The 18,682-nt window shown below is 71.1% G+C and carries 17 protein-coding genes; 8 read left to right on the top strand and 9 right to left on the bottom strand.

The window, feature by feature from the left end; translation table 11 throughout:
- Nucleotides 1–28 precede the first annotated feature (28 nt).
- Nucleotides 29–553 (bottom strand): DUF2617 family protein, encoded by a 525-nt coding sequence (locus tag ACZ66S_RS19895; protein ID WP_469902808.1) that lies wholly within the window; start codon nucleotides 551–553, stop codon nucleotides 29–31.
- 850 nt (nucleotides 554–1,403) lie between these two features.
- Here ACZ66S_RS19895 and ACZ66S_RS19890 point away from each other — a divergent pair.
- A complete protein-coding gene (locus tag ACZ66S_RS19890) occupies nucleotides 1,404–2,609 on the top strand; it encodes a pyridoxal phosphate-dependent aminotransferase (RefSeq protein ID WP_469902807.1) in 1,206 nt (401 codons plus the stop codon).
- A gap of 221 nt (nucleotides 2,610–2,830) precedes the next feature.
- Here the strand turns inward: ACZ66S_RS19890 and ACZ66S_RS19885 are convergent, their stop codons facing one another.
- Nucleotides 2,831–3,358, bottom strand: coding sequence for a YbjN domain-containing protein (locus ACZ66S_RS19885; RefSeq protein ID WP_469902806.1), 528 nt, complete (start codon nucleotides 3,356–3,358; stop codon nucleotides 2,831–2,833).
- A gap of 141 nt (nucleotides 3,359–3,499) precedes the next feature.
- On the opposite strand from ACZ66S_RS19885, the gene ACZ66S_RS19880 reads away from it, so the two are divergent.
- On the top strand, nucleotides 3,500–3,988 hold the full coding sequence (locus tag ACZ66S_RS19880) for a hypothetical protein (protein WP_469902805.1): 489 nt from the start codon (nucleotides 3,500–3,502) through the stop codon (nucleotides 3,986–3,988).
- A gap of 33 nt (nucleotides 3,989–4,021) precedes the next feature.
- Here ACZ66S_RS19880 and clpB read toward each other — a convergent pair whose 3' ends face one another.
- Nucleotides 4,022–6,619, bottom strand: coding sequence for an ATP-dependent chaperone ClpB (gene clpB, locus ACZ66S_RS19875; RefSeq protein WP_469902804.1), 2,598 nt, complete (start codon nucleotides 6,617–6,619; stop codon nucleotides 4,022–4,024).
- Nucleotides 6,620–6,746: 127 nt separating this feature from the next.
- On the opposite strand from clpB, the gene ACZ66S_RS19870 reads away from it, so the two are divergent.
- On the top strand, nucleotides 6,747–7,172 hold the full coding sequence (locus ACZ66S_RS19870; protein WP_469902803.1) for a pyridoxamine 5'-phosphate oxidase family protein: 426 nt from the start codon (nucleotides 6,747–6,749) through the stop codon (nucleotides 7,170–7,172).
- A gap of 116 nt (nucleotides 7,173–7,288) precedes the next feature.
- On the opposite strand, the gene ACZ66S_RS19865 is transcribed toward ACZ66S_RS19870, so the two are convergent.
- Nucleotides 7,289–7,624 (bottom strand): Rieske (2Fe-2S) protein, encoded by a 336-nt coding sequence (locus ACZ66S_RS19865; RefSeq protein ID WP_028809089.1) that lies wholly within the window; start codon nucleotides 7,622–7,624, stop codon nucleotides 7,289–7,291.
- 5 nt (nucleotides 7,625–7,629) lie between these two features.
- Nucleotides 7,630–7,809, bottom strand: a complete 180-nt coding sequence (locus ACZ66S_RS19860) for a hypothetical protein (protein ID WP_469902802.1) — start codon at nucleotides 7,807–7,809, stop codon at nucleotides 7,630–7,632.
- 170 nt (nucleotides 7,810–7,979) lie between these two features.
- Here ACZ66S_RS19860 and ACZ66S_RS19855 point away from each other — a divergent pair, with 170 nt between their 5' ends.
- The 4 genes from ACZ66S_RS19855 to ACZ66S_RS19840 are packed head-to-tail and all read left to right on the top strand — an operon-like array spanning nucleotide 7,980 to nucleotide 11,924.
- Nucleotides 7,980–8,954, top strand: a complete 975-nt coding sequence (locus tag ACZ66S_RS19855) for a helix-turn-helix transcriptional regulator (protein WP_469902801.1) — start codon at nucleotides 7,980–7,982, stop codon at nucleotides 8,952–8,954.
- The gene (locus ACZ66S_RS19850) at nucleotides 8,951–9,940 is read left to right on the top strand and encodes a helix-turn-helix transcriptional regulator (RefSeq protein WP_469902800.1); all 990 of its coding nucleotides are present in this window, start codon (nucleotides 8,951–8,953) and stop codon (nucleotides 9,938–9,940) included. The genes ACZ66S_RS19855 and ACZ66S_RS19850 overlap by 4 nt, the downstream gene beginning before the upstream one ends.
- Nucleotides 9,937–10,935 carry a LuxR C-terminal-related transcriptional regulator gene (locus ACZ66S_RS19845; RefSeq protein WP_469902799.1) on the top strand — a complete coding sequence of 333 codons (999 nt, stop codon included), beginning with the start codon at nucleotides 9,937–9,939 and terminating at the stop codon, nucleotides 10,933–10,935. Before ACZ66S_RS19850 ends, ACZ66S_RS19845 begins: the two co-directional genes overlap by 4 nt.
- Nucleotides 10,932–11,924, top strand: coding sequence for a helix-turn-helix transcriptional regulator (locus ACZ66S_RS19840; protein ID WP_469902798.1), 993 nt, complete (start codon nucleotides 10,932–10,934; stop codon nucleotides 11,922–11,924). Before ACZ66S_RS19845 ends, ACZ66S_RS19840 begins: the two co-directional genes overlap by 4 nt.
- Here the strand turns inward: ACZ66S_RS19840 and ACZ66S_RS19835 are convergent.
- The gene (locus tag ACZ66S_RS19835; protein WP_469902797.1) at nucleotides 11,887–12,915 is read right to left on the bottom strand and encodes a helix-turn-helix transcriptional regulator; all 1,029 of its coding nucleotides are present in this window, start codon (nucleotides 12,913–12,915) and stop codon (nucleotides 11,887–11,889) included. The genes ACZ66S_RS19840 and ACZ66S_RS19835 overlap by 38 nt on opposite strands.
- 290 nt (nucleotides 12,916–13,205) lie before the next feature.
- Complete coding sequence (locus tag ACZ66S_RS19830; protein WP_469902796.1) at nucleotides 13,206–14,309, bottom strand: sugar ABC transporter substrate-binding protein; 1,104 nt, start codon at nucleotides 14,307–14,309, stop codon at nucleotides 13,206–13,208.
- 240 nt (nucleotides 14,310–14,549) lie between these two features.
- Between ACZ66S_RS19830 and ACZ66S_RS19825 the strand changes: the two genes are divergently transcribed.
- Entirely contained in the window at nucleotides 14,550–16,952 is a 2,403-nt protein-coding gene (locus ACZ66S_RS19825) for a PA14 domain-containing protein (RefSeq protein ID WP_469902795.1), read from the top strand.
- A 59-nt stretch (nucleotides 16,953–17,011) separates the two neighbouring features.
- Here ACZ66S_RS19825 and ACZ66S_RS19820 read toward each other — a convergent pair whose 3' ends face one another.
- The gene (locus ACZ66S_RS19820) at nucleotides 17,012–17,458 is read right to left on the bottom strand and encodes a heat shock protein transcriptional repressor HspR (protein WP_469902794.1); all 447 of its coding nucleotides are present in this window, start codon (nucleotides 17,456–17,458) and stop codon (nucleotides 17,012–17,014) included.
- Between the two features lie 5 nt (nucleotides 17,459–17,463).
- The gene (gene dnaJ, locus ACZ66S_RS19815; RefSeq protein ID WP_469902793.1) at nucleotides 17,464–18,645 is read right to left on the bottom strand and encodes a molecular chaperone DnaJ; all 1,182 of its coding nucleotides are present in this window, start codon (nucleotides 18,643–18,645) and stop codon (nucleotides 17,464–17,466) included.
- Nucleotides 18,646–18,682: the final 37 nt, after the last annotated feature.

Genomic DNA, 18,682 nt, shown 5'->3' with positions numbered 1-18,682 from the left:
TGAACCCGGGGACAGGGGTTTGCCCGGCTCAACCCGACGTCCCCACCGGGACCCTGACCCCGACACGGGTCCGGGTGGCCACCAACTGCCCGTCCTGCGGGTACGCGTGCCAGGTCCGCCAGTGCACCTGGCCCTCGTACCGCTGGGCGAGCAGGGCCGTGAACGCGTGCGGGCTGCCGGGGAAGACGCCGGCGAGACCGTGCGGGTGGTCGGACACCAGCGCGAGCAACTCCTGTGCCCGGCCCGCGAACTGACCCGGCGACAGGGCCTCGACGCGCGCGGCGAACTCGTACTCCCAGTCCCCCACCCGCTTGGCCACGCCCAGCGGCAGCGGTGTGCTGCTGCCGGGGATGCACGCCACCGTCTCCGAGCAGGTGCCCCGGTCCTCCTCGAGGAGCACTTGGTGGGAGGCGCCGAGGAGTCTCAACTGAAGCTTCGCCCCGGCGATGTCGAGGTCGAGCTCGGCGAGGGCGGGCAGCGGCTCGCGCCCCAGGGCCCAGGCGAGGTCGGCCGCGCGCGTGTCGGTGTACGAGGTGTTCAGGGTCGTGAGCATGGATCGGCTCCGCAAGCACGCAAAGAAAGGGTGGTGTGGGGTTCCGGCGCACCCGGGCGACTGTGGGGGGATCGGCCCGGTCAGCCCAGTGGGAGGTCAGGACGTGTCCGGAGGACGTCCGAGGGGCTGCGTTGGTGAGTTAGAGGGAATCATGAACGGTGGCGCCACCACAGCGTTTTTACCCAACTTCGTGGGGTTTCCATCCCTGCGTGGGCTCCCCAGCTCATCTGTTCAACCACGGCGCGCGCCACGGCGGCCGGAGCGTGCGCCGGAGCACCGGAGTGAAAAAGCGACAAGCGGGGGCGTGCGGCCCGACCCAGGTCCGGACCCCACGCCCCCGCTTCCCCCGTTCCCCCCGTCACGGATGCGGTTCCCCCTGGTGGAGGTGAGCTGCCCCGTGTCAGCTACCTCCCCCGCATCCGCCCCCGCCGCCGCAGGACGACCCGCCACCACAGGACGACCCACCGCCGCAGGAGTGACCGCCACCGCACGAGTGCCCGCCGTGGTGCCCACCGGAGTGGCCGCCGGAACTCCCGCCCGACGAACCGCACGTCGACCCGGACCCCGCCGTACCGCCGGCCCACCAGCTCTCCCGGTGCCCCTGGTACCCGGAGCCGCGGCCCCGCTTGACCAGCCGGACACGCTTCTTCCTGTTCGCGGCCGACACGAGGGTCCCGACGAACAGGACCAGGAACACCGCCAGGATGATGCCGAAGACCATGGCTCACCCTCCTTCCGTTACCCCCCGAAGCGACCCCCCGTGGGCGCCTCGCCGGTTGCGTGAGCAGGAGATGCCCTTCCGCGTCACGGGCCAAAGCAGAGTTGAGGAACTCCAGAGCTTGGGCGCAGGATGACCGGCATGACCTCCAGCGCGCGCCCCCTGCTGAACCGCCGTCTCACCGAGTTCGGGACGACGATCTTCGCCGAGATGTCCGCCCTGGCCCTGCGGACCGGGTCGATCAACCTGGGGCAGGGCTTCCCCGACACGGACGGGCCCGAGGAGGTCAGGGAGGCGGCCGTGCGGGCGCTGCGCGACGGACGCGGCAACCAGTACCCGCCGGGCCCGGGCGTCCCGGAGCTGCGCACGGCGGTCGCCGCGCACCAGGAGCGCCGCTACGGACTGGCCTTCGACCCCGACACCGAGGTCCTGGTCACGGCCGGCGCCACGGAGGCCATCGCCGCCGCCCTGCTCGCGCTGGTGGAGCCGGGCGACGAGGTCGTCGCGTTCGAGCCGTACTACGACTCCTACGCGGCCTGTATCGCCATGGCGGGCGGGACCAGGGTCCCGGTCACCCTGCGGCCGCACGAGAGCAGCTTCCGCCTCGACCTCGACGAGCTGCGCGCCGCCGTCACCGACCGGACCCGGCTCCTGCTGATCAACACCCCGCACAACCCCACCGGCACGGTCCTCACCCGCGAGGAGCTGACGGCGATCGCCGAGCTGGCCGTGGAGCGGGACCTGCTGGTGGTCACGGACGAGGTCTACGAGCACCTGGTCTTCGACGAGGCCGAGCACCTGCCCCTCGCGTCCTTCCCGGGGATGCGGGAGCGCACGGTCACGATCGGCTCCGCCGGCAAGACCTTCTCGTTCACCGGCTGGAAGGTCGGCTGGATCACGGCGGCGCCCGGACTGGTCTCGGCGGTCCGCTCGGCGAAGCAGTTCCTGACGTACGTGTCCTCCGGGCCGTTCCAGTACGCGGTCGCCGAGGCGCTCGCCCTGCCCGACAGCTACTTCGCCGCGTTCCGCGCGGACATGCTGGGCAAGCGGGACCTGCTGGCGGCGGGCCTTGCGGAGGCGGGCTTCAAGGTGTTCCGGCCCGCCGGGACCTACTTCGTCACCACCGACATCCGTCCCCTCGGCGGTGTCCTCGCCGAGGAGGGCGACGGCTTCGCCTTCTGCCGCGCCCTGCCCGAGCGCGCGGGCGTCGTCGCCATCCCGAACGCGGTCTTCTACGACCACCGGGAGGCGGGCGCGCCGTTCGTTCGGTTCGCGTTCTGCAAGCGGACGGGAGTGCTGGAGGAGGCCGTGCAGCGGCTGAAGGGGCTCGCGGGCTGACCGGCGGCCCGGGAGTCGCAGGCGCGGGCGAGGACCAGGGCGAGGACCAGGGCGAGAAGCGCCGTCGCGCCGGAAAAGTTACCCACAGGCTGTGGACGGACGGGCCGCCGCGCCTGCGGAGCTCGGCTCTGCGGCCGGTGGCACAACGGCGAGAGCCCGGCCCCGGCACGCGGCCGTGCTGGCCGGTGCCCTGGCCGGGCTCTCGGGTGGCGCGAGGACGCCTACTCGTCGTCCTCGGGCTTCTCCGCGTCGTTGACCTCCTGCTCGAGACCGAGCTGCTCGACGAGCCACTTGTCGAACTCGATGGCGGCGCGCACCCAGCTCACGGTGGAGGAGACGAAGTGCTCCAGGCTGACGCCGGTGCCGATGAGCATCTGCGCCTCACCGATCAGACGGACGGTGCCGTCGTCGTGGGTGTGGCTGTAGACCTTGGGCCACAGGGTGCGCCGGTTCCAGTCGTCGATGGACTCCAGCAGCGTGGACTTCTCGTCGATCTGGTGGGGCCGGTCGTAGAACGTCCGCACCGAGAAGACCTGCTGGTCGCCCTCACCGCGGAACATGAAATACGTACGGAACTGCTCCCACGGCGCCGCGAGGTCACCCTCGTCGTCGACGACATACTTCAGCTCCATCTGGTCGAGGAGCTGCTTCACGAGATCCTGATCCGGGACGACGGGGCCCGCCGGTCCTTGGGGCTGCGGCTCGGGCTGGCCCCCGAAGTTCGGAATCGAGGACGGGTCGATGGTCACCGTGAATTTCCCTTCGTACGGATTCTGCCATCCTCCCCCATGCGGGGAGGGGGGTGGCAAGCCCGGACGGACCCTGTCCTCCCAGGGCTGACATGATCCGGTCAGCCCAGGTAGAAACGGGTTCGACCACAGGGGGAAGACATGACACGGACGGACATCGCGACGGTGGCGGAAGAGCGCGGGCCGGGCAGGACCAGATGGGGGGTCTTCCTGACCATCGTGGCCGTGCCCACGCTGGTGGTGGCGGCCGTGATCGCGCTGCTGGTCGCCTGGCTGTTCACGGACGACTCGGTCGCCGCGGACGTCAGGAAGACCTCGTGCGCCGAGGCCCTGGCCTTTGGCGGGGCGAAGCTGCCTGCGGGCGCGAACGACGCCTGGTGCGGGATCCAGGCCGGGCCGCAGCCCCGCTACGAGGCACGTTTCGGGATGCCGCGCGCCGAGGTCGGCGCCTGGGTGGCCGCGACCTTCCCGCAGGGGCCGGAGCTGCGGACCACGCGGTGCGGCGACTCCCAGGTGGACGCGTGCCTGAGCGCGGGGCCGGTCGCCGGGGAAGGGGCGTCCGTGCAGATCGAGGTCACCCACGACAGCCGCAGGTGGTCCGAGGTGCGGTTCGTGGCCTTCACGCCGTGACGAGGGGGCGGCGCCCCCTCGTCACCGCGCCCCTCAGAGCGTCTTGCCGCTCGCCGGTCCCACGATCAGGCCGTCGCCGAAGGCGTCCACCCGGACCGTGTCGCCGTCCTTGACCTCGCCGGACAGGATCTCCTTGGCGAGCCGGTCGCCGATGGTGGTCTGGACGAGGCGGCGCAGCGGGCGGGCGCCGTAGGCCGGGTCCAGGCCCTCGACGGCGAGCCAGTCCAGCGCCGCGTCGGTAACCTCCAGGGTGAGCCGGCGCTCGGCGAGGCGCCGGGCGAGCCGGTCGATCTGGAGCCGCGCGATCCGGCCGAGCTCGTCCTTGGTGAGGGCGGAGAAGACGACCAGGTCGTCGAGCCGGTTGAGGAACTCCGGCTTGAAGGAGGCCCGCACCACCTCCAGGACCTGTTCCTTCTTCTCGGCCTCGCTGGTGATCGGGTCGACCAGGAACTGGCTGCCCAGGTTGGACGTCAGCACCAGGATCGTGTTGCGGAAGTCGACCGTACGGCCCTGCCCGTCGGTCAGGCGCCCGTCGTCGAGCACCTGGAGCAGGATGTCGAAGACCTCCGGGTGGGCCTTCTCCACCTCGTCGAGGAGCACCACGCTGTACGGCCGCCTGCGCACCGCCTCGGTCAACTGGCCGCCCTCCTCGTAGCCGACGTAGCCGGGAGGCGCTCCGACGAGCCGGGCGACGGTGTGCTTCTCGCCGTACTCCGACATGTCGATGCGGACCATGGCCCGCTCGTCGTCGAAGAGGAAGTCGGCGAGGGCCTTGGCGAGTTCGGTCTTGCCGACGCCGGTGGGACCGAGGAAGAGGAAGGAGCCGGTGGGCCGGTCCGGGTCGGCGATGCCGGCGCGGGTGCGCCGTACGGCGTCGGACACCGCCTGCACGGCCTCCGCCTGCCCGATGAGGCGGCGCCCCAACTCCTCCTCCATGCGCAGGAGTTTCTGCGTCTCGCCCTCCATGAGCCGTCCCGCCGGGATGCCGGTCCAGGCGGCCACGGTGTCGGCGATGTCGTCGGCGCCGACCTCCTCCTTGACCATGGTGTCCTTGGCGGCCTCCTCCTCGGCCTCGGAGGCGGCCTCCAGGTCGCGCTCCAGGGTGGGGATCTCGCCGTAGAGCAACTTGCTGGCGGTGTCGAAGTCGCCGTCGCGCTGGGCGCGTTCGGCGGTGCCGCGCAACTCGTCCAGCTTCTCCTTGAGTTCACCCACCCGGTTGAGGGACTGCTTCTCCTTCTCCCAGCGGGCGGTCAGGCCCCGCAGCTCCTCCTCCTTGTCGGCGAGGTCGCGGCGCAGCCGCTCCAGGCGCTCGCGGGAGGCCGGGTCGGTCTCCTTGTCCAGCGCGAGCTCCTCCATCTTCAACCGGTCGACCCCGCGCTGGAGTTCGTCGATCTCGACGGGCGAGGAGTCGATCTCCATGCGCAGCCGGGAGGCCGCCTCGTCGACGAGGTCGATGGCCTTGTCGGGCAGGAAGCGGGAGGTGATGTACCGGTCGGACAGGGTGGCCGCCGCGACCAGCGCGCTGTCGGCGATCTGGACCTTGTGGTGGGCCTCGTAGCGCCCCTTGAGGCCGCGCAGGATGGCGATGGTGTCCTCGACGGTGGGCTCGGCGACCAGCACCTGCTGGAAGCGGCGCTCCAGGGCGGGGTCCTTCTCGATCCGCTCCCGGTACTCGTCGAGGGTGGTGGCGCCCACCATCCGCAGCTCACCGCGGGCCAGCATGGGCTTGAGCATGTTGCCGGCGTCCATGGAGGAGTCCCCGCCGGCGCCCGCGCCCACGACGGTGTGCAGCTCGTCGATGAAGGTGATGATCTGCCCGTCGGAGTCCCTGATCTCGGCGAGGACGGTCTTCAGCCGCTCCTCGAACTCACCGCGGTACTTGGCGCCGGCCACCATGGCACTCAGGTCGAGCGACACGAGCCGCTTGTCCTTGAGCGACTCGGGCACGTCCCCCTTGACGATCCGCTGGGCGAGCCCCTCGACGACGGCGGTCTTGCCGACGCCGGGCTCACCGATGAGGACGGGGTTGTTCTTCGTACGGCGGGACAGCACCTGGACGACCCGGCGGATCTCCTGGTCGCGGCCGATGACGGGGTCGAGCTTGCCCTCCCGTGCGGCGGCGGTGAAGTCGGTCCCGAACTTCTCCAGGGCCTTGTACTGCCCCTCGGGGTCGGCGGTGGTCACCCTGCGCCCTCCTCTGGCCTTCTGGAAGGCGTCGATCAGCTTGTTCGGGGTGGCGCCCTGGCGGGTCAGCACCTCGGCGGCGGGTCCGCCCTTGGCGGCGATGCCGATGAGCAGGTGCTCGGTGGAGAGGTACTCGTCACCGAGGTCCTTGGCGCGGGCCTGCGCGTCGGCGATGACGGTGAGCAGGTCGCGGTTGGGCTGCGGGGGCGCGACGGTGGACCCGGCCACGCTGGGCAGCGCGCCGAGCGCCTTCTCGGCGCCGGACCGCACGGCGGCCTGGTCGGCGTCGACGGCCGCGAGCAGATCGACGATGTTCTCGTTGTCCTGCCCCTGGAGCAGAGCGAGGAGCAGGTGGGCGGGGGTGAGGTCCGGGTGTCCCTCGGTCACGGCCCGGTTGCTGGCCGCGTTGATCGCGTCCCGGCTCCGGTTGGTCAGCTCGGCATCCACGTGTCCGTACTCCTCCTGGTGTCGCTCCGGTACCGGCTCCTGCACTGACTCAGTCAGCGTACATAAAGTTGAGTCTATTCCACTCAAGGCGGTCCACGGGAGGGATGGGGGGACTAGCTTTCCCGGCATGACCTCCTACGCCCAGGATCCGGGTGCCCCGGACCCGTCGTTCCTCAGCTTCTGGCGCGAACGGCATCTGTGCACACTGACGACCCCGCGCCCGGACGGCACCCCGCACGTGGTGCCCGTCGGGGTGACCTACGACCCCGAGGCCCGGCTCGCCCGGGTCATCACCAACCGGACCAGCGCGAAGGTGCGGCACGTGCTGGAGGCCGGCGAGGAGGGCGCGGCGGTGGCGGTGTGCCAGGTGGCGGGGCGGTATTGGGCCACGCTGGAGGGGCGGGCGCACGTCCGCACGGAACCGGAACGGGTGGCGGAGGCGGTGCGGCGGTACGCCGAGCGCTACGAACGCACCCCTGCGCCGAACCCGCAGCGGGTGGTCATCGAGATCTCCCTCACGGGAGCGATGGGACATTTTTCAGCCATGGGGTGATCACCCGATACGCCGAAATGTCGCCCAAAACTGCAGCGGCGTCACCGTGTTCAGGTCACGGTGACGCCGCTGCGGGGGGAAGCACCTGCGCGATCTGTTACGACGGGGGAATCGCGTCAGGCACTGCGGGGGGTGGCTGAGATGGTCCGCGGGGTGGGGGTTTCCGGTTCCACCAGCCGATGGTCTCGTTGGTCCAGGTTCACAAAGATCATTCCGTACCGGATGGCACACCGAACGGGCTGCGGCGCCCCCCGAGGCCGCCGCAGACACCGGTACGCCCGCACGTCCTCGTCCTCGTCCCGGGTGACGACCACCGGTTCGCCGAAGACGGTCACCATCAACGAGTCACCGGGGTGGGGGATCGCGGTGACAAGATCGATGAAGTGCCATCCGGAGCGGTAGGCGGTGGCCATCTCCCTGCGGAAGGAGCGGTCGTCGGGTGGCGTGGTCATCGGCCTCAGTCCCACTTGCTGTCGGCCGGGACCGCGACCAGCTCGTCGTCCGCGACGACGACAGACTGCACACCACCCGTCTCGCGCGCATCGCTCTTCGCACCGGAGAGGCCACTCAGAGCTCCGAAGGCCACAACGGCGGAGAAGGCGGCGACAAGCACCGAGCGAAGCATTCTCTTACGCATAGTCGGCTTCGTCCTCACTTGAAGGTCCCCTCTTCCCCCGTCGAGTAAGACGATGGCTCATTCAGGCACGTCATGGCCACACGATCGGTGCATCATGTTCCTGCATGTTCAGGACCCTGGGGGGTGGAGATTTGGCAACAAATGGGATTAAGGCGACACATCCCCATGCGATGACCGAGTTGTGTGAAGAGGGAAGTCGCCTCTACGCGAACGCGCTGCGCACGGGACGCATTCTCCGGGCGGACATCGAACCCGCCCCCTGCCTGATGGAATTCGCCCTCCTGCACCCCGACCCCGACGACGCGAACTGGCTGCGCCCCGTCTCACCTGCCGTTGCCCTGGCCCAGCGCCTGCACCCCATAGAGCACGAGATCAGCGAGAACCGGCGGCTGTCGATCGCGCTCACCGAGGTCTTCGAGCCGTTCATGGCCCTCAGCGCGCAGGACACCACCTCCACGCACTCGATCACCGTGCTGGAGGGCCTCGACCGCATCAACGCGGCGCTCGACCTGGCCACCGCCCAGTGCCAGACCGAGATGCTCACGGTCCAGCCGAGCGGCCGCCGCAGCTCCGAGAACCGGCTCATGGAGGCCCTGGAGCGCGACAGACCGCTCATCGAGCGGGGGGTGCGGATCCGGACGCTCTACCAGCACACGGCCAGGTACAGCCCGGAGCGGCTGGCCTGGGTGGACCACTTCGCCGACGGCAAGGCGGAGTACCGCACCATCGACGAACTGGTCGAGCGGCTGATCATCCTCGACGAGACCGTCGCGTTCATCCCCACGCGCGACGACCGGCAGGTCGCCCTGGAGCTGCGCCACCCCGGCCTGGTCCGCTACCTCATCAAGGTGTTCGAGTTCATGTGGACCCGTGCCGTCCCGCTGAACGCCGGCGCGCCCTACGAGACGGCCCCCGACGGCATCACCGACATCCAGCACTCCATAGCCAAGCTCCTCGTCGAGGGGCACGTCGACGAGGCGATCGCCCGCCGTCTGGGCATGAACGTCCGCACCTGCCGTGCCCACATCGCCAAGCTCGCCACCGCCCTCGGCAGCGGCAGCCGCGCCCAGCTCGGCTTCCTCATCGCGCAGTCGGGCATCCTCAAGCCCGACCAGCCCGTATCGGGGGGAGAGGACCACCCGTGACCGGGGCTCACACGCACGGGACGGAGGAACTGTGCGAGGCGGGCCTGAACCTGTACACCCGTGCCCTGCGCGAAGGACGGGTGAGCACCGAGGACGCGGAGGGGACGCCGTGTCCGGTCGACCTGGGGCTGCTCCAGCCGGACGTGGGGGACCCGCGGTGGCTGCGGCCCGTCGCCCCGGCCTTCGCCCTCCACCGGCTGCTGCGCGGCGTCGAGGACCGCATCGCGGACGAGCGCAGACGGGAGGAGCGGCTGGCGGCGGCGTTCGATTCGCTGACGGGGATCGACAGCCGGTACGACGCTGCCGCGGAGACCCCGACGATCAGCGTCCTCAGCGGTCTCGACCGCATCGGCCAGGCCATCCACCGGGCCGTGTCGGACACCTCGGGCGAGGTCCTCACCATCCAGCCGCACACCCGGCACACCCACTCCCCCGCCGGACTCCAGGCCGACGCCCTGGCCCGCGACCAGGCCCTGCTGGACCGCGGTGGCCGGATCCGCACCCTCTACCAGCACACCCTGCGCCACGCGCCCAGCATCCTGGCCCGCTACGAGCACCTGCACGGCGACGTCGAGGCGCGCACCCTCGACGAGGTCACCCGGCGCCTGATCGTGGTGGACCGCGAGGTCGCCTTCGTCCCCGCCAACGAGGACCGCACCCTCGCCCTGGAGATCCGCCACCCCGTCGTCGTCGACTTCCTCGCCACCGCCTTCGACCGCCTGTGGCGGCTCGCCACCCCCATGTACCCCGAGGCCGTCCCCCCGCCCTCCCTCAACGGCGTCACGTCCCGGCAGCGGGCCATCGCCGCCCTCCTCGTCGAGGGGCACACCGACGCCGTCGTCGCCGACCGGCTCGGCATGAACATCCGCACCGCGCGCGTCCACATCGCCAAGCTCGCCGCCACCCTCGGCAGCGACAGCCGCGCCCAACTCGGCTACCTCATCGCGGAGTCGGGAATCCTCAAGCAGGAGGGAGTGACCGAGTGACCCCGGTGCCCCACCCCGAGCACGGCGTGGAGAACCTGTGCGCGGCAGGGACGGAGCTGTACGCGCGTGCCCTGCGCGAGGGGTACGTACCCGGCGTCGACGCCGGACAGGCGCCCTGTCTGCTCGACTTCGGGCTCCTGCACCCCGCCGTCACCGACCCGGAGCGGCTGGAGCCGGTCGCCCCCGCGGTCGCCCTGCACCGCATGCTGCGGATCGCGGAGGAGCGCATCGCGGACGAACGGCGGCGCGAGGCCAGGCTGACCGAGACGTTCGAGCCCCTCATGCGGATCGACGGCGGCCGCACCGGCACCGACGACTCCGCCATGATCAGCGTCCTCAGCGGGGTCGACCTGATCAGCCGGGTCATCGGCCAGGCCGTGGCCGCGGGCTCCGAACTGCTGGCCGTCCAGCCGAGCACCAGCGACCGGCACGCCCAGCCGCCCCCGCCCGTGCACGCGGAGGCCTTCGCCCGCGACCAGGCCCTGCTGGACCGCGGCGGCCGCATCCGCACCCTGTACCAGCACACCCTGCGCCACGCGCCGAGTGTCGTGGCCCGCTACGAGCGCCTGAACGGCGACGTAGAGGCCCGCAGTCTGGACGAGGTGACGGAGCGTCTGATCATCGTGGACCGGGCCGTGGCCTTCATCCCCGCCAACAAGGACCGCACCCTCGCCCTGGAGATCCGCCACCCGGCGCTGATCGCCTTCTTCGTCACCGCCTTCGACCGGCTGTGGCGGCTGGCCACCCCCATGTACCCCGAGGCGGTGCAGCAGCCCACCCGCGACGGCATCACGCCCCGTCAGCGGGCCATCGCCGCCCTCCTCGTCGAGGGCCACACCGACGCCGTCATCGCCGACCGGCTCGGCATGAACATCCGCACCGCCCGCGTCCACATCGCCAAGCTCGCCGCCACCCTCGGCAGCGACAGCCGCGCCCAACTCGGCTACCTCATCGGGCAGTCGGGCCTTCTCGGCCAGGAGGACACGGTCGAGTGAGCACGCCGGCAGCCCACGCGGAGCACGGCCCGGAGGACCCGTGCCGGGAGGGCGTCGAGCTCTACGCACGGGCCCTGCGCGAGGGCGGGGTGGACAGCCGGGACGCCGGGCCCGTCCCCTGCGTCCTGGGGAACGGGCTGCTGCGCCCCGACGCCCGGGACGCCGGCCGGCTGGAGCCCGTACCGCCCGCCCTCGCCCTGCACCGCATGCTCCGCGCCACCACGGACCGTGTGGCGCACGAGCGGCGGCGTGAGCAGCGGCTCGCCGAGGCGTTCGCACCGCTGATGCGGACCGAGGGGCGCGCCGCGGCGGTCGCGGAGAACCCGGCGATCCGGCTCGTCAGCGGCAACGGCCCCATCAACGAGGCCATCACCGAGGCCATGACCGCGGTCGAGGACGAACTCCTGTGCGTGCAGCCCAACGTCCACTACAGCGACAGCCGGGGCGCCGCCGCCCAGGTGGTGGCGATGGACCGGGACCAGGCGCTGCTGGAGCGCGGCGCCCGCATCCGCACCCTGTACCAGCACACCCAGCGCCACATGCCGCTCGTCCTCGCCCGCTACGAGCAACTGCGCGGCGACGCCGAGGCGCGCTCCCTGGACGAGGTCACCGACCGGCTCATCGTCGCCGACCGCACCGTGGCGTTCATCCCCGCCGACGGGGACGGCACGGTCGCGCTGGAGGTCCGGCACCCGGCCCTGGTCGAGTTCCTCGCCACCACCTTCTACCGGCTGTGGTGGCAGGCCACGCCCATGTACCCGCAAACCGTCCACCGGCCGAGCCTGAACGGCGTCACGCCCCGCCAACGGGCCATCGCCGGACTGCTCGTGGAGGGCCACACCGACGCCGTCGTCGCCGACCGGCTCGGTATGAACATCCGCACCGTCCGCGTCCACATCGCCAAGCTCGCCGCCACCCTCGGCAGCGACAGCCGCGCCCAGCTCGGCTACCTCATCGGACGGTCCGGGATTCTTGACCGGGGAGCGTGATCGAGGACACCGCCGTCGGGCCGTCCAGGCCCACCTGCGCGATCCGGACGCCCAGTTGCGTACGGCTGGCCGCCCCGAGCGTCTCCGACAGCCGCGCGATGTGGGCGCGGCAGGTGCGCACGCTGATCCCCAGCCGTTCCGCGATCACCGCGTCCTGGTGGCCCTCGGCCAGCAGGGCGGCGATGGACTGCTCGCGGTGGGAGATGCCCTCGATGCCGGTGTCGGGCAGCGGGGCGGTGAGGGGGATCGCCAGGCGCCACAGCCGCTCGAAGACCGTCACCAGGTACTCCACCAGCGCCGGGTGCCGCAGCTCCAGGGCGAGGGTGCGGTCGGCGTTGGCGGGGATGAAGGCCACCTTGCGGTCGAAGAGGATCAGCCGGTCGATGACCTCGTCCAGCGTCCGCGCCTGCACCGAACCGCCCATCAGCTCCAGGTAGTTCAGCAGGCCCTGGCCGTGCCGGGCGACATGGGTGTACAGGTCCCGCATCCGCACGCCCCGGCCGCGCAGCGCCAGCGCCCGGTGCAGGCCCTCCGTCAGCTCGTGCTCGGGGCGGATGCCGCCGGGCTGGACGGTGAGGACCTCCGTCGTGCACGCCTCGGTCGCCTCGTCCATCGCGGCCTGGATCCGGGAGAGTCCGTCGAGGACCCGGATCGCGGTCCCCTCACCGGCGCCCGGCACGACACTGGGTCCGAGGCCGGCGTACCGCTCGACCGCCGCGACCGCCTCCCCCACCCGCCGCTGGCTCGCGCTGACCTCGTCGTGGACGCCGCGCAGCAGCCGGGTCATGACCTCCTGCGGGGCGGTCGGCACCAGCCAGTCCATGTCGTCGGGGTCCGGGTGCAGCAGGGCCAGTTCCAGCAGACAGGGCACCGGTTCGGCGTCGGCGCGCGGCACACGGCCGCGTCGTACGGCCCGGGAGTACACCCGGTCCCCGGCCTCGCACAGCCGGTCAGCGCCGTGTGGATGGTTGTCCGCCCCGAGCCCGGCCATTGCCCATCCCACCCCCGGTTCCAGCGTCTACCGCCCTCTTGTCCTGTTTCCCCAGCGGAGCCTCGAAGCCCCCTCGGCTCCGCAACTATGCGCGGCCCGGACCGGCTCCGCAACACGGCTCCCCGGGCCATGGCCGGGGATACGGACGGGTATTGACGGGTATGTGCGGGCCTCCGTCCGCCCCCTTGCAACAAGCTGACGGTGTCGCGCCCGGCGCCGCCCGACGCGCGAAGGGGACCGGGACAGCACGAAGGGCCGGAGGGGAACCCCTCCGGCCCTTGTCGGCGGGCTTACTTGAGGCCGGCCGTCTGGCAGGCGCTCGCGTACTGCGAGGTGCAGATGTCCTTGACGGTGTAGATGCCGTCCTTGACGACCGTGCTCTTGATGTTGTCCTTCGTCAGGGCGACGACCTGGACGAGCTGGGCCGGGATGTCCTTGTTCGTGGGGCTGTCGACGCTGTCCTTGGCGAGGGCGTCGAACTGGATGCCCTTGCCCTGGATCTTCGTCACGGCCATCTCGGCGGCGGCCTCGGCCTCGTCCGGGTACGGCTTGTAGACGCTCATGTACTGCTCGCCCGCGACGATCCGCTGCACCGCGGACAGCTCCGCGTCCTGGCCGGTGATCGGCGGGATCTTGGTCAGGCCCGCGTCCTCCATCGCCTGGATGGCGGCGCCGGCCATGGCGTCGTTGGCGGAGTACACGGCCTTGATGTTGCCCTTGCCGATCGCGTTGACCGCCTCGGCCATGTTCTTCTGCGCGATCTCCGGCTTCCAGCCGTCGACGTCGTACGTCTTGGCGATGGTCACCTTGCCGTTGAGCTCGGACATCGCGCCCGCCTTGAACTGCCCGGCGTTCGGGTCGGACGGCGAGCCGTTGATCATCACGATCTTGTCGGAGGTGTCGATGTCCGAGCCGAGCGCCTCCAGGAGGGAGCGGCCCTGCACCTCGCCGACGAGCTCGTTGTCGAAGGAGACGTACCCGTCGATCGGGCCCTCGGCGAGCCGGTCGTAGGCGATGACCGGGATGCCCGCCTCCTTGGCCTTCTCCACCATGCCCGCGATGGCGTGCGAGTCCACGGCGTCCAGCAGGATGACGTCGACCTTCTGGTCGATCATCTGCTGCATCTGCGTGGCCTGCTTCTTGGCGTTGGCCTCGCCGTTGGCGTAGACGGTCTTGCCCTGCTTGTCGGTGAGCTCGGCGACCTTCTTCTGGATGATCGGGTAGTCGAACTCCTCGTAGCGGGTGTTCGTCTTCTCCGGCATCAGCACACCCACGGTGATGTCGTTGCCCTTCGTCGGACTCGCCTCGCTCCCGCTCGCGGCGCCGAGCGCGCCGCAGGCGGCCAGCGAGAAGGTCATCGTGGACGCGGCCACGGCTATGGCGATACGACGCATGGGGCTGCTCACTTCTGATGCTCTCCGGACGCGGGCGCGGCATTGCGGCCCATGTGACTGAAAAGCCAACGCGGCGGCGACCACCGGCGTCAAGCGGAATCACTTAACGAGTGCGCAACACCACTCTCCGCCGATGGTGTGAAGACTTGGCGCGAACACCGGTACAACCAACTTCACACCTCGTGAGTCGTGATCACAGCAGCCCCACAACTGCTGTTCCACGCCCGACCAGAGGATCGAATGAAGTCAGCCAGAGGGACGACCGCCGCCGCGGTCGTCCTCGCCACCGCCGGCACCCTGCTCACCCTGACCACGGCCCCCGCCTCGGCCGCCGTCACGTGTGCCTCCCCCGTGTTCAAGCGGCAGTTCTACGCGAACACGTCCTTCTCCGGCACCCCGAAGAAGACCGACTGCGACAACGCGATCGACCAGACCTGGACCGGCGCCCCCGTCTCCGGGCTCCCCAAGGACAACTTCGGCGTCCGCTGGAGCCTGACCCGCGACTTCGGCTCCGGCGGCCCCTTCGCCCTCAACGCCACCGGCCTGGACGGCATCCGCGTCTACCTCGACGGCGTCCGCAGGATCGACCTCTGGAAGAACGTCTCGACGACGGTCAGCAGGACCGCCAACATCACCGTCCCGTCCGGCAGGCACACCCTGCGCATCGACTACGCCAACTGGACCGGCGCCGCCAAGGTCAAGGTCACCTACACGCCCCGGACCTCGGCCGACGTCGACAAGGTCAAGCCCCTCGTCCCGACCGGCACTTCGGTCACGTACGACAAGGCGACCCGCAGGACGAAGGTCGCCTGGGCGAGGAACCAGGAGATGGACCTCGCCGGGTACCAGGTGTACCGGCGGCTCAAGGGGACGTCGTACGGCACCAGGCCGCTCACGACGACCACCTCCACCTCGTACACCGACAGCCCGCCGCCCACCGGCGCCACGTACTACTACGAGGTGCGCGCCCGCGACAAGGCCGGCAACACCTCGGGGGGCACCGCCGACCAGCCCGTGACCACCGTGGACACGACTCCGCCCGCGGCGCCGTTCCTGGAGATGGACGCGTGCCCGGACGAGCAGCCCTACGCGGCCCCGGAGCTCGTCACCACCGCGGAGAACCGGGCCGACATCGCCTGGTACGAGCTCCAGCGGCTCGCCCCGGCCACGAACACCTGGGCCACCGTGTACACCGGCGCCAAGGGCGCGGTATGCGACACCGGGCAGCCCGCCGACGGCAGCAAGGTCACCTACCGGGGCCGGGCCCGGGACGCCGTGGGCAACTGGTCCGCGTACTCGGCGGCCACCCCGTTCACCACGTTCGACATGACCCCGCCGGCGACCGCCGCCGACGCCCGTGCCGAGTACCGCTCGGGCGTTCCGCACCTGGTGTGGTCGCCGGTCGACGGGGCCGCCCGGTACGAGGTCCTGCAGTACGACCCGGCCACGGGCGGCTGGCTCGACGCGCTGCCCGGCGCGGCCGGCACCACCACGCAGACCGACGTCGTACCGCGCCAACTGGCCGCCGTCGCCGACTCCTACCGCTACGCGGTGCGCGCCCAGGACACGAAGGGCAACGCCTCCGCGCCGGTGGAGATCGCCCTCGCCATGGCGGACCGGCCGGAGGCCGTCGCCCCGTACGAGACCACCGCGACCCGATACGGCGACGGCGTGTACGTCTCCTGGGCGAGCGCCGACCCGTGGACCCACGACAGCGCCCCGCTGCTCACCTACCGGATCGAGCGGACCGACCCGGCGACCGGCGAGACCGTCGTCGTGGACAAGTGCAAGCCGGGCAGTTCCTCCGGCGGGCCGCTGACGGACCCCTCGGTGAGCTGGTGGTGGGCGGACGACGACGCCCCGGCCTACGCCGGACGCCAGGTGCTGCGCGGCACCTGCCACGAGGTCTCCGGCGCCTCCGAGACGACGTACGAGTACCGGGTCGTGACCGTCGACCCCTACGGGCACGCCTCGCAGCCCGGCCCGGCGGCCACCGCGACCACCCCGGACACCGAGCGCCCGGCCCCGGTGGAGAACCTGACCGCCGAACAGATCCCGCTCGGCGTACGCCTGACCTGGACACCGCCCGCCGACGACGACGTCTTCACGTACTACGTGTGGCAGGGCGTCACGGACCCGGACACCGGCGAGACGGCGTGGGAGCGCAACTGCTGGACAGGGGACTCGCTCGCCGAGACCGAGATCCTCTGCCCGACCGTCCCCGACGGCGCGACCCACGTCTACCGGGTGGCCGCCGTAGACGCCCTTTACGACGAGGGCCCGGAGTTCTTCCACACGGCCGACGTCCAGGTCACCCTGCCCGACACCCGGCCGCCGGGCTGGACGGGGACCGAGGTCCGTGAGGACAGCTACCCGGACCTGTACGTCGGCTGCTCCGAGAGCTCCGGCCTCGGCGACTGCGCCCGGTTCACGGGCTACCGCGTGGAGCGCTGGGACCCGGCCACGGGCGCCTACGTCACGCTGACCGAGGGGGCGGCGGGCGACGCCGTCTCCTACATGGACACGACGGTCAACGAGGACCTGCTGGGTCTGTACTACTACCGCGTCGTCCTCCTGGACTCCGCGGGCGCCGAGACCGTGGCCCGCTCGGCGGCGTACGGCATGTGGGAGTCCTGGTACTGAGCCCGCCCGCACAGCGGAAAGGGCCCGGAGAGATCTCCGGGCCCTTTCCGCTGTCCTGGCTAGTCCTTGGCCTTCTTCGGCCGCCACACCACCAGCGCGCTGGTCTGCTGGACCTCCTGGTACGGCACCAGGTCGCGGCGGTACGACGCGTGCACCGCCGCCTCGCGCTGCTGCATGGCCGCCGCGGCGCCCTCGACGGCGGACTGGAGTTCGGCCACCCTCGACTGGAGCGCGGCGACCTGGTTCTCCAGCTCGATGATGCGCTTGATGCCGGCGAGGTTGATGCCCTCGTCCTGCGACAACTGCTGGACGGTGCGCAGCAGTTCGATGTCCCTGGCCGAGTAGCGCCGGCCCCGGCCCGCGGTGCGGTCCGGGGACACCAGCCCCAGGCGGTCGTACTGGCGCAGCGTCTGCGGGTGCAGGCCGGAGAGCTGGGCCGCCACCGAGATGACGTAGACCGGGGTCTCCTCGGTCAGTTCATACGGGTTGCGTCGACGGCCGTCCATCCAGATCAAGCTCCCTTCGCGGCCTGGAACAGCTCCGCCCGTGGATCCTCACCCACGGTCGCCTCGCGATACGCCTCGAGCGCGTCACGAGCCTTCCCCGACAGCTCGGTCGGGACACTCACCTCGACGGTGACCAGCAGATCGCCCCGGGTGCCGTCCTTGCGGACCGCGCCCTTGCCCCGCGCCCTCATGGTGCGGCCGTTGGGCGTGCCCGGGGGCAGTTTCAGCGTCACGGAGGGACCGCCGAGCGTCGGCACCTTGACCTCGCCGCCGAGCGCCGCCTCCGAGAAGGTCACCGGGACCGTCACCGTGAGGTTGTCGCCCTTGCGGCCGAAGACGGGGTGCGTGTCGACGTGCACCGTGACGTACAGGTCGCCCGCGGGGCCGCCGCGTTCACCCGGCGCCCCCTTCCCGCGCAGCCGGATCCGCTGCCCGTCGGAGACGCCCGCCGGGATGCGGACCTGCATGGTGCGGGAGGACTTGGCCCGTCCGGATCCCTTGCAGATCTCGCAGGGGTTCTCCGCGATCAGGCCGCGGCCCTTGCAGTCGGGGCACGGGTCGGTGAGGGAGAAGCCTCCCCCGGAGCCCCGGGCCACCTGGCCGGTGCCCACGCACGTCGGGCACACGCGCGGGTTGCCGTTGGCGTCACCGGTGCCCGAACAGGCCTTGCAGGGGGCCTGCGAGGACATCCTGAGCGGGACCGTCGCGCCCTCGATCGCCTCGGTGAAGCTGAGGGTGACCTCGGTGTCGATGTCCTGCCCGCGCCGCGGCTGGACGCGCGTGGTGCCGGAGCTGCCCCGGTTGAACAGGCCCCCGAAGACGTCTCCGAGACCGCCGCCGAAGCCGCCGGCTCCCTGGCCCCCGCCCTGGGCGCCGCCTCCGAAGAGGTCGCCCAGGTCGAAGTTGAAGGAGCCGCCCGCGCCGCCCGGCCCGGGACGGAAGCCGCCGTTGCCGAAGAGGGCGCGGGCCTCGTCGTACTCCTTGCGCTTCTTGGGGTCACCGAGGACGTCGTTCGCCTCGGAGATCTCCTTGAAGCGCTCCTCGGCCTTGGTGTTGCCCTTGTTGGCGTCCGGGTGGAACTCGCGGGCGAGCTTCCGGTACGCCTTCTTGATCTCGGCCTCGGTGGCGTCCTTGGGGACGCCGAGGACCTTGTAGTAGTCCTTCTCGATGAAGTCCTTGGTGCTCATCCTCGACGCGCCCCCTTTCCGGTGTCCCGATCAATCT

Source organism: Streptomyces sp. NPDC107471 (assembly GCF_055582845.1).
This window is presented reverse-complemented; position numbering and strand designations above follow the sequence as displayed.

Excerpts from the sequence above, each read along its gene's own strand:
- ACZ66S_RS19895 (WP_469902808.1), bottom strand. The coding sequence starts at position 553 with ATGCTCACGACCCTGAACACCTCGTACACCGACACGCGCGCGGCCGAC.
- ACZ66S_RS19890 (WP_469902807.1), top strand. The coding sequence starts at position 1,404 with ATGACCGGCATGACCTCCAGCGCGCGCCCCCTGCTGAACCGCCGTCTC.
- ACZ66S_RS19880 (WP_469902805.1), top strand. The coding sequence starts at position 3,500 with ATGACACGGACGGACATCGCGACGGTGGCGGAAGAGCGCGGGCCGGGC.
- ACZ66S_RS19870 (WP_469902803.1), top strand. The coding sequence starts at position 6,747 with ATGACCTCCTACGCCCAGGATCCGGGTGCCCCGGACCCGTCGTTCCTC.
- ACZ66S_RS19865 (WP_028809089.1), bottom strand. The coding sequence starts at position 7,624 with ATGACCACGCCACCCGACGACCGCTCCTTCCGCAGGGAGATGGCCACC.
- ACZ66S_RS19860 (WP_469902802.1), bottom strand. The coding sequence starts at position 7,809 with ATGCGTAAGAGAATGCTTCGCTCGGTGCTTGTCGCCGCCTTCTCCGCC.
- ACZ66S_RS19855 (WP_469902801.1), top strand. The coding sequence starts at position 7,980 with ATGACCGAGTTGTGTGAAGAGGGAAGTCGCCTCTACGCGAACGCGCTG.
- ACZ66S_RS19835 (WP_469902797.1), bottom strand. The coding sequence starts at position 12,915 with ATGGCCGGGCTCGGGGCGGACAACCATCCACACGGCGCTGACCGGCTG.
- ACZ66S_RS19830 (WP_469902796.1), bottom strand. The coding sequence starts at position 14,309 with ATGCGTCGTATCGCCATAGCCGTGGCCGCGTCCACGATGACCTTCTCG.
- ACZ66S_RS19825 (WP_469902795.1), top strand. The coding sequence starts at position 14,550 with ATGAAGTCAGCCAGAGGGACGACCGCCGCCGCGGTCGTCCTCGCCACC.
- ACZ66S_RS19820 (WP_469902794.1), bottom strand. The coding sequence starts at position 17,458 with ATGGACGGCCGTCGACGCAACCCGTATGAACTGACCGAGGAGACCCCG.
- dnaJ (WP_469902793.1), bottom strand. The coding sequence starts at position 18,645 with ATGAGCACCAAGGACTTCATCGAGAAGGACTACTACAAGGTCCTCGGC.